The sequence below is a fragment of the Nitratireductor rhodophyticola genome (assembly GCF_019891355.1).
Taxonomy (GTDB): domain Bacteria; phylum Pseudomonadota; class Alphaproteobacteria; order Rhizobiales; family Rhizobiaceae; genus Nitratireductor; species Nitratireductor rhodophyticola.
This window is the reverse complement of record NZ_JAHSSF010000003.1, coordinates 288873-301913: the sequence shown is the minus strand read 5'-3', so window position 1 is coordinate 301913 and position 13041 is coordinate 288873. Positions and strand designations below refer to the sequence as shown.

Sequence of the window (13041 nt, the reverse complement as noted above, 5' to 3'; positions counted from 1 at the left end):
GCATCGGAATAATCCGAAAACCGGATTCGACTTTTCGGTCCGATGCTCTAACCGCGTTCCACGAGAAAGCGATGCCCGTCCCTTGTCGCTTCCGTCTCCACGAGCAGATGTCCGTTCTCGTTGCAGAAGGCGGGAATGTCGATCACCGCCAGCGGGTCGGTGGTTTCAAGCCAAAGCCGGCCGCCGCGCGGCATGCCGGCAAGGCGCTTGCGCGCTTTCAGCACCGGCAAGGGGCAGTTGAGCCCCTTGAGGTCGTATGTCTGCGGTGCAACCGTCACGGTCAGCGGCTGAAGATGTTCTGAATGCGGCGCCGCAGCGAAGGGGCCTGGCCACCCGTTGCCGGAGCCGGGACGGAGGCTGTGCGTTCTGCGCTCGTATCCGGTCGCGGTGTCGGGCTCGGAACCGCGCCCTCTGCCGGCACCGGTGCCACGGCTGCGGCGGTGCTTTCCGCCGGTTGCTGCTGTTCAGGCTGGCCTGCAACGGCTTCCAGCGCATTCTGAAGGCGTGAGGCAGGCTCTGCCGTGTAGGCCGAAGCCGTGGCTGCAACGGCAGGTGTCGATGCCGGCTGAGGCGCCTCGGCGACCGCGGTCGGTGAGGGAATGTTGGGCGGCAGGCGCGAGACCTTTTCGCCCCGCGCGCGGCGTTTGCTCCAGTCCGCCACCAGGCGCGCTTCCTCATGCCCGGCGATGGTCTCGGAGCGTGTAGCGGTCGACTGTGCCTTGAGGGCTTTGCTGAAAGCGATGTCGTATTGCGCCTGGTATTGCCGGTAGGCCGTAAGCAGCGATTCGGGCTGGCTCATCGGCGGGCATGCGGCGGTCGGCGAAAGACGCTCTCCGTCCGCGGCCTCACGGTTGAACACATAGCGCTTGCCGCACACATCCACCTTCGGCGGGATCTTGGTCAGCTCGAAGTGGTCGTAACCTTCCTTGAGCATTTTCCAGAAATCGTAATTCGGGTCGCTCCGGTAGCGGGCCATGTTTTCGGCCGTCATGCGGAACGGAAAGGCCTGAACCTGGAATTCACGCTGCCCGCCCTTGAAGGAGTCGCGGGCGAAAGCATAGATTTCCGAGATCTGTTCGTCGGTCATCGAGTAGCAGCCGGCGGACGAGCAGGCGCCATGCACCATGAGGTGCTTGCCGGTGCGGCCATTGGCCTGATCGTAAGCGTTCGGAAAACCGATGTTAAAGGCGAGGTAATAGCTCGACTTCGGGTTCATCTGGCCGGGGCGGACCGTGTAGAAACCTTCCGGCGCCTGGCGGTCGCCCTCGGTGAATTTCGGCCCGAGCTGGCCCGACCATTTGCAAATGTCATAGCTGGCTATGATGTCGTACCGGCCATTGGTCTTGGCCTTCCAGACTTCCAGCTTTCCCTCTTCCTTGAAGATGCGCATCATCACGGGAGAGGTCTTGCTCATCCCCTTGGCCTTCATCGTCTGCACGACGCGCGCCGGCAACTGACGCTCGGCCTTCGGCGCGATGTCTTCAAGTGTTTCGTTGCATGCAGCCAGCGCAAACGCTGTCGACAGCAAGAAGGCATATTTGATCAGGCGTGTCATGGATGGTTGTCGTGTCCCGCCTATTTGGCCCCCGTGCGGAGAATCTAAAATGGCACTCCGCTTATAGAAAATGAACCCTTATGCTTTCGAAAAGATTACCCGGCTCGTTAGGCATTGCAGCCATGCCGTGACCTTTTCGTGGCATTTTGTCGGGCTTTGTGGCCTTTTCGCGGCTTATAGAGTATCGGACCGAAAAGTGGAAACCGGTTTTCGGATTATTCCGATGCTCCATTTATAGCCTGGATCGTCCCTTGTGCGTCCGGATGGACGCACGGCGATCGAGGCGAGGAATGTTGTGCGCGCAAGAGGCTGAAACGTGTTCGCGAGTTGGCTTTCTGCCCGGTAGATCGCCTTCGTGCCTATGACAAAGCGGTTAAATCATACTCAAACAATCCCTATTTTTGGCATCCGATACGCTTCTCTGCGCCATAAGTATAAGAATTTTGCTTTTTAAATAAGGAAACCGGCAGACCTATAGAAAATTTTTCTACACTGACTATTTGTGCCGCACCGAGCAACACGCAGGCGCAGGGCGCCGCTGGAGATTTCAATGCGCAAACTGGCACTAGCAGCTGCAATTTTCGCCGCCACCGTTTCGGCATCCCAGGCAGAGACCATTCGTGTCGGCATGTCGGGAGGCTATTTCCCGTTCACCTTCGTCAAGCAGGACAAGCTTCAGGGTTTCGAGGTGGATTTCATCGATGCCGTGGTCAAGGAGACGGGTGACGAGGTGGAATATGTCACCATGAGCTTTTCTGGCCTTGTCGGCGCGCTCGAATCGAACCGCATCGACACCATCGCCAATCAGATCACCATCACGCCCGAGCGCGAGGCGAAATTCGCCTTCTCGCAGCCCTATGTGATCGACGGTGCGCAGGTGGTGGTGAAGAAGGGCAATGAGGGTGAGATCACCGGACCCGAAAGCCTCAAGGGCCGCTCGGTCGCGGTTAATCTCGGCTCCAATTTCGAGCAGCTTCTGCGCGAACTGCCCTATGCCGACGAGATCGACATCAAGACCTATGAGAGCAATCTCGAGCAGGACACGGCGCTCGGCCGCGTCGACGCTTTCGTCATGGACCGCGTCAGCGCCAGCCAGGTGATCAAGGAAACGCCGCTGCCGCTGGCGCTTGCCGGCCAGCCCTTCTCCGAGATCCGCAACGCGCTCCCGTTCCGCAACGACGATGAAGGCAAGGCGCTGCGCGACCGCGTGGACGCGGCCATCACCACGCTGAAGGAAAACGGCACGCTGACCGAAATTTCGCAGAAATGGTTCGGCACCGACATTACCCAGTAAACACGCAACACCAATGAGAGCCGGGGACGATGAGACCGCTTGATCTCGACTACATGCTGGGGCTCGTCCCCGTGCTTCTCAAATATGTGCCGCTGACGCTGGCCATGGCGTCGGTGGCCATGGTTTTTGCGCTGCTGCTCGCCTCGCTGATGGCCATTGTGCGCGTCATGCGCGTGCCCCTGCTCGACGGCTTCACTCAGATTTTCATCAGCTTCTTTCGCGGCACACCGCTTCTGGTGCAGCTCTTCCTGTTCTATTACGGACTGCCGCAGGTCTTCTCGTTCCTGACAGCCATCAATGGCGTCACCGCGGCCATCATGGGGATCACCCTGCATTTCGCGGCCTACATGGCCGAAAGCATTCGCGCCGCGATCCTCGGGGTTGACCGTTCACAATGGGAAGCGGCGCGCTCCGTCGGCATGACGACAGCGCAGATGATGCGTCGCATCATCCTGCCGCAGGCCGCCCGCATAGCTGCTCCGACGCTCGTCAACTACTTCGTCGACATCATCAAGAGCACCTCGCTTGCCTTCACGCTGGGTGTGACCGAACTGATGGGCGCGGCACAGAAGGAAGCGGCCGGCAGCTTTCTCTATTTCGAGGCCTTCATTCTCGTCGCCATTGTCTACTGGGTCATCGTCGAGGCGCTGACGGTCGTCCAGCGCCAGCTCGAAGCGCGGCTCGGGAAGGCGGTGGCGCGATGATCTCGGTCAAGGGACTCACCAAGCGTTTCGGCGCCAACACCGTGCTCGACGGCATCGATCTGGACATCCGCTCGGGCGAGCGGGTGGCGATCATCGGACCCTCCGGTACCGGCAAGTCGACTTTGCTGCGCTCGCTCAACTTTCTCGAAAAGCCCGATGAGGGGATGATCACCATTGGCCCGGTAACGGTGGATGCACGCCGGGTCAGGGCCGCAGAAGAACTCGCGCTCAGACGACAGACATCCTTCGTGTTCCAGAACTATGCGCTCTTTGCCAACATGACTGCGCGCGACAACATCGCCGAGGGTTTGATCACCGTCCGGGGCTGGGAGAAGGCCAGGGCGCACGCCCGCGCCGAGGAGATTCTTGCAACGATCGGTCTCGCCGACAAGGCGCAGAGCTACCCGGCGGCACTTTCCGGCGGTCAGCAGCAGCGTGTCGGTATCGGCCGCGCCATGGCGGCGGAGGCCGAGATCATGCTGATCGACGAGCCCACCTCGGCGCTCGATCCCGAATGGGTGGATGAGGTGCTGCAATTGCTCAAGCGCGTCGCCGATGCGCGCCAGACGATGCTGATCGTCACGCACGAGATGCAGTTCGCCCGCGACATAGCCGACCGCATCCTGTTCATGGATGGCGGGAAGATCGTCGAGCAGGGGGCGCCCGACGCGATGTTCACCGATCCGAAGGACCCGCGCACCCGCGCATTTCTGCGCAAGGTGCTTTGACCTGGCCGGCTGGTGTCACATGGCCGGCATGAGGCCGGGCACGTGTTCCGGAACGGCGAGGATGGCGAGCCCCAGCCCGATCAGCGCCAGAGCCAGGACCGTGTCGATCAGGGCGCGTGGCGGCATCAGTTTCTGCGCGCAGATGATGAGTGTCACCACCGCCATCCAGCCGAGGCTCATGATGACGATGGCGATCTGCGTTGCCATCAGCCCGATCGTCATGACGACACAGAAGAACCCGCACTCAAGACCCGACGAGAGGGGACCGCGGCAGCACCGACGGCGCGCTTCCTTCTTGATGGGTGTGAACTCGTAGAGGCCCGCAGCCATCGTGACGATGCCCGCCATGGTGGTGCCGTGCGGCTGGTAGAGCAGATAGACCGGCAGGCCGATCGCGGCCCAGACGATGAGGTAGGCCGCAACGAAGCCCAGAACGGCTGGACCGGAAGCGCCGTCTCTGGCTGTCTTCACGACGGTCGGTGCGATGCCGGGCAGCATCATCGCGGCCATCATTGCGATCCACATGGCGATGAAGGCAGGAAACGGGCCGGGCGAGGCAGCCGGTCCCATCTGCATGTCGCCCATCGTCTGTGCCATGAAGCCCCAGCAGAGTGCGGCCAGCCCCAGCGTTGCCGCAAGGGCCAGAGCCACGGGCAGCGTTCTAGTATTTGTTATGGTGGCGCCACCACATGCCCGTTTCATTGCGCCCCATGGGTGCGCGGTCGAGCCACTGATACATGCCCCACAACCCGTCCAGTCCGCGAGCATAGGTGGAGTAGGTGTGGTAAACCACGCCGTCCTCCAGAACGAAGGTGCTGGCACCCGGCCTTTCGCGTGTAAAGGTGGGCACGTCGGTTCCCGTCATCGCGGCGGTCTGGACAACGGGGCTGTCACCCTCCCAGGTTCGCATCGTCTTGCCGGCGAGTGTGTTCTTCATCGGCGGTTCGCGCCGGAAGTTGTATTCGATGCCCTCGCTTTGCTGCTCTTTCGTGAAGCTCACACCGAAATCCTGGTTGAAATCGCTCCGGCCGGAAGATGCCCACGGGAAGGACCAGCCCATCCGCTTTCTGAAAGCCATCAGCTTTGAAAGCGGCGCGCGGGATATGGCCATCAGGGTCACGTCGTGATTGGCCAGATGCACCACCGAGCCGTCAAATCCGTCTGCAATGGCCGAGCAGGAGGGGCATCCCGCCTCGTAGTCCGGGCCGAACATGAAATGATAGACAAGAAGCTGCGAGCGTCCCTGAAAAAGGTCCGCCAGCGTGGCTTCGCCCGCCTCGGTATCGAAGCGATACGCCTTGTCGATGCGCACCCGGGGAAGTTGCTGGCGCTTCTGCGCCAGCGCATCGCTGCGTCTGGTAAGCTCTTTTTCTTCCTGCAGAAGCGCCAGGCGCGCTTCGCGCCATTCCTCGCGTGTTCCGATCGCGTGTGTGGTCATGGTTTTCTCCTTTTCTCCGCCGCCCTTCATCCGCGTCTTGTCGGTTGGCGGCTGTCCGGTAGAGTAGAGGCCGGTTTTCAGGGGTGAGAGTGACAATCGTGGCGCGATTTAGATGGACGCTCTGATCACGGCAGCGGGCCGTGCCCTGGCGGCGGGTGACCCTCTGGGCGCGCTCAATCGCATCGCCCTGCGCAGCGATGCGCCGGCGTTGGCATTGCGCGGCATCGCCATGGCGCAGCTTGGAGATCTGGATATTGCCAAGGCGCTCCTGCGCCGTGCCGGCCGCGCCTTCAGCCCGCGCGAACACAGGGCCCGCGCGCGCTGTGTCGTGGCGGAAGCCGAGATTGCCCTTGTCTCGCGCGATCTCGGCTGGCCGGAGAAGGCGCTTGAGCGCGCACGCAGAATGCTGTCGCGCCACGGCGATACCGTCAACGCCGCCTATGCCCGCTATCTCTCAGCCCGGCATCTCCTCCTGATCGGCCGTCTGGATGAGGCCGAGCGGGAGCTTGGTGCGCTCGATCCGGGGCTTCTGCCTCTGCAGGCGCAGGCCGGATACGAGATGGTGGTCGCCGGCATTGCCATGCGCCGCGTCGAGGCAGGCAAGGCGAGAGCCGCGCTGGAACGCGCCGCCGCGGCTGCAGTGCAGGCGGGCATCCCAGCGCTGGTGAGCGAGGTCGATGCTGCCAGGCGGGCGCTGGCGGCGCCGGCTGCCAGGTTGATCGCGAAAGGGCGTGAAGAGCTGCTCCAGCTCGCTCAGGTGGAGGCGCTTTTTGCGTCGGATACAGTCGTTGTGGATGCCTGCCGGTACGTGGTGCGCAGTGCCGGCGAGACGATCCGGCTTGGAACACGCCCGGTTCTTTTTGCCCTTGCGCGAACGCTGGCGGAAGCCTGGCCGCGAGACGTTTCACGCGAAAACCTCGTGGCGCGGGCCTTTGGAGGCAAGGTTGCGGATGAGTCCCACCGTGCGCGGCTGCGGGTGGAGATCGGCAGACTGCGCGCGTTGCTGCGCCCGCATGCAAAGCTGCGTGCCACGAAAGACGGTTTCGTGCTGACCATCGCCAGCGGACGCGACGTGGCCCTTCTGGCGCAGCCTGTCGAAGACAGCCATGGCGATGTCCTTGCCCTGCTCGGCGATGGCGAGGCGTGGTCCAGCGCGGCGCTTGCACTGGCTCTGGGCGTCAGCTCCCGCACTGTCCAGCGTGCACTTGAGCGGTTGCGGGAGGAGGGCAAGGTGCGGTCTTTCGGGCGCGGGCGGGCCTGTCGCTGGGTCGTGCCGACGCTGCCCGGATTCCCGACAAACTTGTTACTCCCGGCCAAAATTACCGGCGGCTAGGTTCGGGCCATGATCAATCAGAAAGGAAACGGATCATGACCAGATCAAATGCAGACATCATCCAAGAATATGGGCCTTTTCCAGACGTGGAGGCCGTTCATGGCGTCTCCCACGACGGAAAGAATGTGTGGTTTGCTTCGGGAGACAGGTTGAACGCCGTCGATCCCGGCACAGGCCAGATCGTTCGCTCGATCGAGATGACAGCAATGGCGGGCACGGCCTTTGACGGCGCGCACATGTTCCAGATTGCCGAGGACCGCATACTGAAGATCGACCCGGAAACGGGTTCGGTGCTTGCCACCATTCCCGCACCCCCCAATGGCGGCAGCTCCGGCCTGGCCTGGGCCGACGGCGCGCTTTGGGTCGGGCAGTATCGTGAGCGGAAGATCCACAAGCTGGATCCGGAAACCGGTGCCATTCTGCGCACGATCGAGTCCAATCGCTTCGTCACCGGCGTGACCTGGGTGGACGGAGAGCTATGGCACGGAACGTGGGATGGCGACGAAAGCGACCTGCGGCGCATCGATCCGGAGACCGGGGCGGTTTTGACGCAACTGGACATGCCGTCCGGGGCAGGTATTTCCGGCCTCGAATCCGATGGCGGAGACCGCTTCTTCTGCGGCGGTGGAAACAGCGGTACCGTCCGCGTTGTCCGCAGGCCGCAGCGTGCTTCCGCCGCCTGATCGAGGCCTATAATGTCCGGCCGATGGCGAGGAATTTCTCGCGGCGATGCTCGCGGTAATCCATTTTGCCGTCGGCCATCTCGGCAAATCCCTTCTCGATCTGGTCGCCGGCCGCCGCGATCACCTTTTCCGGTGCGCGGTGCGCGCCGCCGATCGGCTCGGGGACAATGCCGTCGATCACCTTGAGGGTCATCAGGTCCTGCGCGGTGATCTTCATGTTGGTGGCCGCATCCTTGGCGCGTGCGGAGTCCCGCCACAGGATGGAGGCGGCACCCTCGGGTGAGATCACCGAATAGATGGCGTGTTCCAGCATGTAGACCTGGTTGGCGGTGGCAATCGCAATTGCGCCGCCCGACCCGCCTTCGCCGATGACGACGGCGATGTTCGGAACCTTCAGGCCAAGGCATTTGGACGTTGACTGGGCGATGGCCTCCGCCTGCCCGCGTTCTTCCGCGCCAATGCCGGGATAGGCGCCGGTCGTGTCGACGATGCTGATCAGCGGGATGCCGAAACGGTCCGCCAGGTCCATCACACGCACCGCCTTGCGGTAGCCTTCGGGCCGGGCCATGCCGAAGTTGTGCTTCAGTCGGCTCTGCGTGTCATTGCCCTTTTCCTGGCCGATCACCGCAACGGATTCGCCATTGAAGCGTGCAAAGCCGGCGATCACCGCATTGTCTTCGCCAAAAGCCCGGTCGCCGGCCAGTGGCGTGAAGTCGGTGAAGAGCCCGCGCACATAGTCGAGGCAGTGCGGGCGGTCGGGATGGCGGGCCACCTGTGCCTTCTGCCAGGGCGTCAGAGACCGGTAGATTTCTACCAGTGCATCCTTGGAGCGCTTCTCAAGGCGTGCGATCTCATCGGCGACGTCCACCGCTTCGCCGCTTTCGGCGAGCTTTTTCAGTTCAAGGATCTGGCCTTCGAGATCGGCAACGGGCTTTTCAAAATCGAGATAGTTGTACATTCACTCGCCAAATCGAACACGAGACACTGCGATAGAGGCATCTCTGGGTTGAACACGGCCTGCCGCCGATAATGTGACGCTCCACATAACGTTCATGAAGCTAATCGGCAAGCGGATGGTGCTTTTGAACCAGCTCGGCAAGGCGTTTTTCAAGCACATGCGTATAGATTTGCGTCGTGGATATGTCCGAATGGCCGAGCAGTTCCTGCACGGCGCGCAGGTCCGCACCGTTCTGCAGAAGATGGCTTGCAAAGGCGTGGCGCAGCACATGCGGCGAGATTTTTGCCGTGTCGATGCCCGCCCGCGCCGCGACCGCCTTCAATTCCCGTGCAAAGACCTGGCGTGGCAGATGACCACTCTCAGAACCGGCGGGAAAGAGCCAGCCGCTCTCTGCCCGCGAGGGGCTCGCCTTCCGCACCGCGAGCCAGGCCTGCATGGCCGCGCGCGCCTTGCCCGAAAGCGGCACGATGCGCTCCTTGCCGCCCTTGCCGCGCACAGCAAAGAAACGCTCATCCCGCAGCGCAACCGTGACCGGCAGGCTCACCAGCTCCGAAACGCGCAACCCCGAGGCATAAAGCACTTCGAGCAGCGCATGGAGCCGTAATGCGGCGATGTGTTCCGGGGTGCCCGGAGCGGCTTCGCGAGCTTCCGTTTCGGCCCGTTCCAGCAGGCTTCCGGTCTCTTCCTCGCTCAGCGTCTTCGGCAGGCCGCGCCCCTTTTTCGGGCTGTCGAGCACGCCTGTCGGGTCGTCGCCGCGCAGGCCTTCGGCATAGAGAAACTGGAAAAACTGCCTGAGCGCCGAGAGCTTGCGGGTCTGGGTCGTCGCCGCAAAACCCTGAGCCGAGAGGGCGGTGAGGAAATCGCGCAGATCGTCGGCGCCGGCATCCTGCAGGGCCTGTCCCTTTGCCGCCACGTGCTGGGCGGCGTCTTCCAGATCGCGGCGATAGGAGGCAAGCGTGTTGTCGCTGGCGCCGCGCTCGGCGGCCATCATCTCCAGAAAGGCCTCGATCCGCGCGCCGCTGCCGATCCGGGAGGTCATTGTGACGGGTTCAGTTTATCTGCCGGGATCCGCACGCTCATCTCGCCGGTCTGCGGTTCCACGAAGGTCACGAGGGCGACCATCGCACCATAAACCAGCCCGGCCAGCACCGCGATGATCATCAATAGCCGAAAAAGCGTCGGCATGCCTTCAATGCCCCATTCTGACTTCCCCTGCCCAGTCCGTTTATGGGATGCCGGTCTGTCGATTGCAAGCGGGTAACTGCGTTGCCTGCCTGTCAAGCGCTTGACGGATCATGGCTTTTGTGTCGAAACCGGCAGGCAGAGGCGCGAGCATGACAGTCACCGAAAACCTATCCGTTCCAGATATCGAAAATCTCGCCCACCGGCTTGGCAGGCGCTCGCTTGTGTTCGTCGGCCTGATGGGTGCCGGCAAGACGGTGATTGGCCGGCGTGTGGCCGATGCACTGAAGCTGCCCTTCATCGACAGCGATCACGAGATCGAGACCGTTTCGCGCATGACGGTGCCGGACCTGTTCGCGGCCTATGGAGAGAGCGAATTCCGCTCGCTGGAGCGTCGGGTCATCGCGCGTCTGCTTAAAAGCGGGCCGCGTGTCGTCTCCACCGGCGGCGGTGCGTTCATGAGCGCGCAGACACGGCGGGCCGTCGCGCGCCGCGGCATCTCGGTCTGGCTGAAGGCCGACCTGCCGACCCTGATGGAACGCGTCGGCCGCCGCTCCAACCGGCCGCTCCTGAACAATGACGATCCCGAAGGGGTCATGCGCCGCCTGATGGACGAGCGCTACCCGCTTTATGCCGAGGCCGACATCGTTGTTCACTCGCGCAACGAGGCCAAGGAGGTCATCGTCGCCGAGGTGATTGCCGCCCTTGACGACCATCTGCAGAACCAGGCCCCGAAAGGGGAGGACGAACGCCGGAAGGACACCCGATCATGAACGATGTGAATGCCGCGTCCGCCAAAGTGCATGTTTCGCTTGGCGCGCGCTCCTATGACATCCTGATCGGGCCGGACCTGCTTCGGCGGGCGGGTGCGGAGATCGCGCGCCGTCTTCCCGGCGTGCGCGCTGCCATCGTCACCGACGCCAATGTCGCGGAAAATCACCTGGCGACGCTTCAGGGCAGTCTCGCTGACGCCGGCATCGAGGCGACCGCCATCACCGTTGCCCCCGGCGAGCGCTCGAAGAGCTTCGCAACGCTTGAAGAGGTGGTGTCCGGCATTCTCGATGCGCGGCTTGAGCGCGGCGACATCGTCATTCCGCTTGGCGGCGGCGTGGTGGGCGATCTGGCGGGCTTCGCTTCCGGCATCGTGCGGCGCGGCATGCACTTCGTGCAGGCACCCACCTCGCTGCTCGCCCAGGTGGACTCCTCCGTTGGCGGCAAAACCGGCATCAACACCGCCCATGGCAAGAACCTCGTCGGCGTGTTCCATCAGCCGCAGCTTGTCATTGCCGATACGGCGGTGCTCGATACGCTCTCGCCGCGCGAGTTCCGCGCGGGCTACGCCGAAGTCGCCAAATACGGCCTCATCGACCGGCCGGAGTTCTTTGCCTGGCTGGAGAAAAACTGGCAGGCGGTGTTTGCCGGCGGGTCCGAGCGGGTTGAGGCGATCGCGCAGTCCTGTCAGGCCAAGGCCGATGTGGTGGCCCGCGACGAGCTGGAAAAGGGTGACCGTGCGCTGCTCAACCTCGGCCACACATTCGGTCACGCGCTGGAGGCAGCCACCGGTTATGACAGCGCGCGTCTTGTGCATGGCGAGGGCGTTGCGATCGGGATGGCTCTGGCGCACCGCTTCTCCACGCAGCTCAATCTGGCAAGTCCCGACGATGCCGAGCGCGTCGAGGCGCATCTCGCCGCTGTCGGCCTGCCGACCCGGCTTTCCGATGTGCCGGGGGGGCTGCCTGGCGCAGAGCAGCTTTTGACCTATATCGCGCAGGACAAAAAGGTGTCGCGCGGCGCGCTCACCTTCATTCTCACCCGCGGCGTCGGCCAGTCTTTCGTTGCGAAAGACGTGCCGACCAGCCAGGTTCTTTCCTTTCTTGAGGGAGCTCTTTCGCAATGACAGCCGAGATGTGGATCACCGGTGGCATCATTTTATGCCTGATCGCGCTCTCCTTTCTCTTTTCGGGAACCGAGACCGGCATGACCGCCGTCTCGCGGGCAAGGCTCCACACGATGGAGGCAAATGGCGACGCGCGCGCCGGCCTGGTCGACCGGCTGATCCAGCGGCGCGACAGGCTCGTGGGTGCGCTGCTGATCGGCAACAATCTGGTCAACATTCTTGCCTCGGCGCTGACAACCAGCCTGTTCCTGAAACTCTTCGGCGATGCCGGCGTGCTCTACGCCACCGTCATCATGACCGTTCTGCTGGTCATCTTCGCCGAGATACTGCCGAAATCCTGGGCGCTGGCAAAGCCGGAGCTTTTCGCTCTCACCGTGTCGCCCTTTGCCCGTGTTGTGGTGCTTCTGTTCGGCTTCCTGTCGTCGCTCGCCAATGGCATCGTCCGGCTTCTTCTGGCAATCTTCGGCGTCGACCTGCAAAGCCGCGAATCGATGCTTTCCGCCCATGAGGAGCTACGCGGCACCGTCGAGGTCCTGCACCGTGAGGGCGCGGTGGTCAAACAGGACCGCGACCGCGTCGGTGGTCTGCTCGACCTGCATGAGCTGGAAGTCTCGGACGTCATGATCCACCGCACCAACATGCGCTCGGTCAATGCGGATGAGGCGCCCGAAGTCGTGGTGCGCGAGATCCTTCAAAGCCCCTATACCCGCATCCCGATCTGGAAGGGCTCGACGGAAAACATTGTCGGTGTGGTCCACGCCAAGGACCTGCTGCGCGCGCTGGGCGATGTGCAGAACGACTATACCAGGATCGACATCGCCAAAGTGGCCTCGAAACCATGGTTCGTGCCCGACACGACCACGCTGCAGGACCAGCTCAACGCCTTTCTGCGCCGCAAGGCGCACATCGCCATCGTTGTCGATGAGTATGGCGAGGTGGAGGGCCTGGTAACGCTCGAAGACATCATCGAGGAAATCGTCGGCGACATTGCCGACGAACACGATGTGGAGGTGCAGGGCGTCAAGCAGGAAGCAGACGGCTCCATCGTCGTGGAAGGTTCCGTGCCGATCCGCGACCTGAATCGCGCACTCGACTGGGACCTGCCGGACGAGGAGGCGACGACGATCGCGGGTCTCGTCATCCACGAGACCCAGACCATTCCGGACGAGAAGCAGGCATTCACCTTCTTCGGCAAGCGTTTCATTGTCATGAAGCGCGACAAGAACCGCATCACAAGGCTGCGGATCAGGCCGCTGGGGTGAGGAGAAG

At 62.8% G+C, this 13041-nt stretch carries 15 protein-coding genes; 8 read left to right on the top strand and 7 right to left on the bottom strand.

The genetic code is table 11. The features are described 5' to 3' along the window. Window positions 1–47 precede the first annotated feature (47 nt). Window positions 48–278 carry a sulfurtransferase TusA family protein gene (locus KUG85_RS12460; RefSeq protein WP_223005461.1) on the bottom strand — a complete coding sequence of 77 codons (231 nt, stop codon included), beginning with the start codon at window positions 276–278 and terminating at the stop codon, window positions 48–50. Between the two features lie 2 nt (window positions 279–280). Next, window positions 281–1555, bottom strand: a complete 1275-nt coding sequence (locus KUG85_RS12455; RefSeq protein ID WP_065817045.1) for a L,D-transpeptidase family protein — start codon at window positions 1553–1555, stop codon at window positions 281–283. A gap of 550 nt (window positions 1556–2105) precedes the next feature. On the opposite strand from KUG85_RS12455, the gene KUG85_RS12450 reads away from it, so the two are divergent. Genes KUG85_RS12450 through KUG85_RS12440 form a run of 3 tightly spaced genes read left to right on the top strand, consistent with a single transcriptional unit; the run spans window position 2106 to window position 4281 of the window. Then, window positions 2106–2849, top strand: coding sequence for an amino acid ABC transporter substrate-binding protein (locus tag KUG85_RS12450; RefSeq protein WP_223005460.1), 744 nt, complete (start codon window positions 2106–2108; stop codon window positions 2847–2849). A gap of 29 nt (window positions 2850–2878) precedes the next feature. Further along, on the top strand, window positions 2879–3553 hold the full coding sequence (locus KUG85_RS12445; RefSeq protein ID WP_065817047.1) for an amino acid ABC transporter permease: 675 nt from the start codon (window positions 2879–2881) through the stop codon (window positions 3551–3553). Continuing rightward, complete coding sequence (locus KUG85_RS12440) at window positions 3550–4281, top strand: amino acid ABC transporter ATP-binding protein (protein WP_223005459.1); 732 nt, start codon at window positions 3550–3552, stop codon at window positions 4279–4281. Before KUG85_RS12445 ends, KUG85_RS12440 begins: the two co-directional genes overlap by 4 nt. A gap of 15 nt (window positions 4282–4296) precedes the next feature. Here KUG85_RS12440 and KUG85_RS12435 read toward each other — a convergent pair whose 3' ends face one another. Both KUG85_RS12435 and KUG85_RS12430 read right to left on the bottom strand, forming a co-directional pair. Further along, window positions 4297–4932, bottom strand: coding sequence for a copper chaperone (locus tag KUG85_RS12435; RefSeq protein WP_223005458.1), 636 nt, complete (start codon window positions 4930–4932; stop codon window positions 4297–4299). A 10-nt stretch (window positions 4933–4942) separates the two neighbouring features. Then, window positions 4943–5719 carry a DUF899 domain-containing protein gene (locus tag KUG85_RS12430; RefSeq protein WP_223005457.1) on the bottom strand — a complete coding sequence of 259 codons (777 nt, stop codon included), beginning with the start codon at window positions 5717–5719 and terminating at the stop codon, window positions 4943–4945. A gap of 112 nt (window positions 5720–5831) precedes the next feature. Between KUG85_RS12430 and KUG85_RS12425 the strand changes: the two genes are divergently transcribed. Together KUG85_RS12425 and KUG85_RS12420 are read left to right on the top strand one after the other, a co-directional pair. Continuing rightward, window positions 5832–7052 (top strand): HTH domain-containing protein, encoded by a 1221-nt coding sequence (locus KUG85_RS12425; RefSeq protein ID WP_223005456.1) that lies wholly within the window; start codon window positions 5832–5834, stop codon window positions 7050–7052. A 35-nt stretch (window positions 7053–7087) separates the two neighbouring features. Further along, window positions 7088–7735, top strand: a complete 648-nt coding sequence (locus KUG85_RS12420) for a Vgb family protein (protein ID WP_223005455.1) — start codon at window positions 7088–7090, stop codon at window positions 7733–7735. A 7-nt stretch (window positions 7736–7742) separates the two neighbouring features. On the opposite strand, the gene KUG85_RS12415 is transcribed toward KUG85_RS12420, so the two are convergent. From KUG85_RS12415 to KUG85_RS12405, 3 genes are all read right to left on the bottom strand, one after another. Then, window positions 7743–8693, bottom strand: a complete 951-nt coding sequence (locus KUG85_RS12415; RefSeq protein WP_065817052.1) for an acetyl-CoA carboxylase carboxyltransferase subunit alpha — start codon at window positions 8691–8693, stop codon at window positions 7743–7745. 100 nt (window positions 8694–8793) lie between these two features. Next, on the bottom strand, window positions 8794–9720 hold the full coding sequence (gene xerD, locus KUG85_RS12410; protein ID WP_223005835.1) for a site-specific tyrosine recombinase XerD: 927 nt from the start codon (window positions 9718–9720) through the stop codon (window positions 8794–8796). Between the two features lie 8 nt (window positions 9721–9728). Then, window positions 9729–9878: a hypothetical protein gene (locus tag KUG85_RS12405; RefSeq protein ID WP_007010270.1), complete on the bottom strand. Its 150-nt coding sequence runs from the start codon at window positions 9876–9878 to the stop codon at window positions 9729–9731. Between the two features lie 149 nt (window positions 9879–10027). On the opposite strand from KUG85_RS12405, the gene KUG85_RS12400 reads away from it, so the two are divergent. Genes KUG85_RS12400 through KUG85_RS12390 form a run of 3 tightly spaced genes read left to right on the top strand, consistent with a single transcriptional unit; the run spans window position 10028 to window position 13034 of the window. Then, entirely contained in the window at window positions 10028–10648 is a 621-nt protein-coding gene (locus KUG85_RS12400) for a shikimate kinase (protein ID WP_065817053.1), read from the top strand. Next, a complete protein-coding gene (aroB, locus tag KUG85_RS12395) occupies window positions 10645–11772 on the top strand; it encodes a 3-dehydroquinate synthase (protein WP_223005454.1) in 1128 nt (375 codons plus the stop codon). Before KUG85_RS12400 ends, aroB begins: the two co-directional genes overlap by 4 nt. Continuing rightward, a complete protein-coding gene (locus tag KUG85_RS12390) occupies window positions 11769–13034 on the top strand; it encodes an HlyC/CorC family transporter (RefSeq protein WP_223005453.1) in 1266 nt (421 codons plus the stop codon). Before aroB ends, KUG85_RS12390 begins: the two co-directional genes overlap by 4 nt. Window positions 13035–13041: the final 7 nt, after the last annotated feature.

Bases quoted from the DNA above. Each gene is read 5' to 3' on its own strand.
- KUG85_RS12455 (WP_065817045.1), bottom strand. From the start codon at position 1,555: ATGACACGCCTGATCAAATATGCCTTCTTGCTGTCGACAGCGTTTGCG.
- KUG85_RS12450 (WP_223005460.1), top strand. From the start codon at position 2,106: ATGCGCAAACTGGCACTAGCAGCTGCAATTTTCGCCGCCACCGTTTCG.
- KUG85_RS12445 (WP_065817047.1), top strand. From the start codon at position 2,879: ATGAGACCGCTTGATCTCGACTACATGCTGGGGCTCGTCCCCGTGCTT.
- KUG85_RS12440 (WP_223005459.1), top strand. From the start codon at position 3,550: ATGATCTCGGTCAAGGGACTCACCAAGCGTTTCGGCGCCAACACCGTG.
- KUG85_RS12430 (WP_223005457.1), bottom strand. From the start codon at position 5,719: ATGACCACACACGCGATCGGAACACGCGAGGAATGGCGCGAAGCGCGC.
- KUG85_RS12425 (WP_223005456.1), top strand. From the start codon at position 5,832: ATGGACGCTCTGATCACGGCAGCGGGCCGTGCCCTGGCGGCGGGTGAC.
- KUG85_RS12420 (WP_223005455.1), top strand. From the start codon at position 7,088: ATGACCAGATCAAATGCAGACATCATCCAAGAATATGGGCCTTTTCCA.
- KUG85_RS12415 (WP_065817052.1), bottom strand. From the start codon at position 8,693: ATGTACAACTATCTCGATTTTGAAAAGCCCGTTGCCGATCTCGAAGGC.
- KUG85_RS12405 (WP_007010270.1), bottom strand. From the start codon at position 9,878: ATGCCGACGCTTTTTCGGCTATTGATGATCATCGCGGTGCTGGCCGGG.
- KUG85_RS12400 (WP_065817053.1), top strand. From the start codon at position 10,028: ATGACAGTCACCGAAAACCTATCCGTTCCAGATATCGAAAATCTCGCC.
- aroB (WP_223005454.1), top strand. From the start codon at position 10,645: ATGAACGATGTGAATGCCGCGTCCGCCAAAGTGCATGTTTCGCTTGGC.
- KUG85_RS12390 (WP_223005453.1), top strand. From the start codon at position 11,769: ATGACAGCCGAGATGTGGATCACCGGTGGCATCATTTTATGCCTGATC.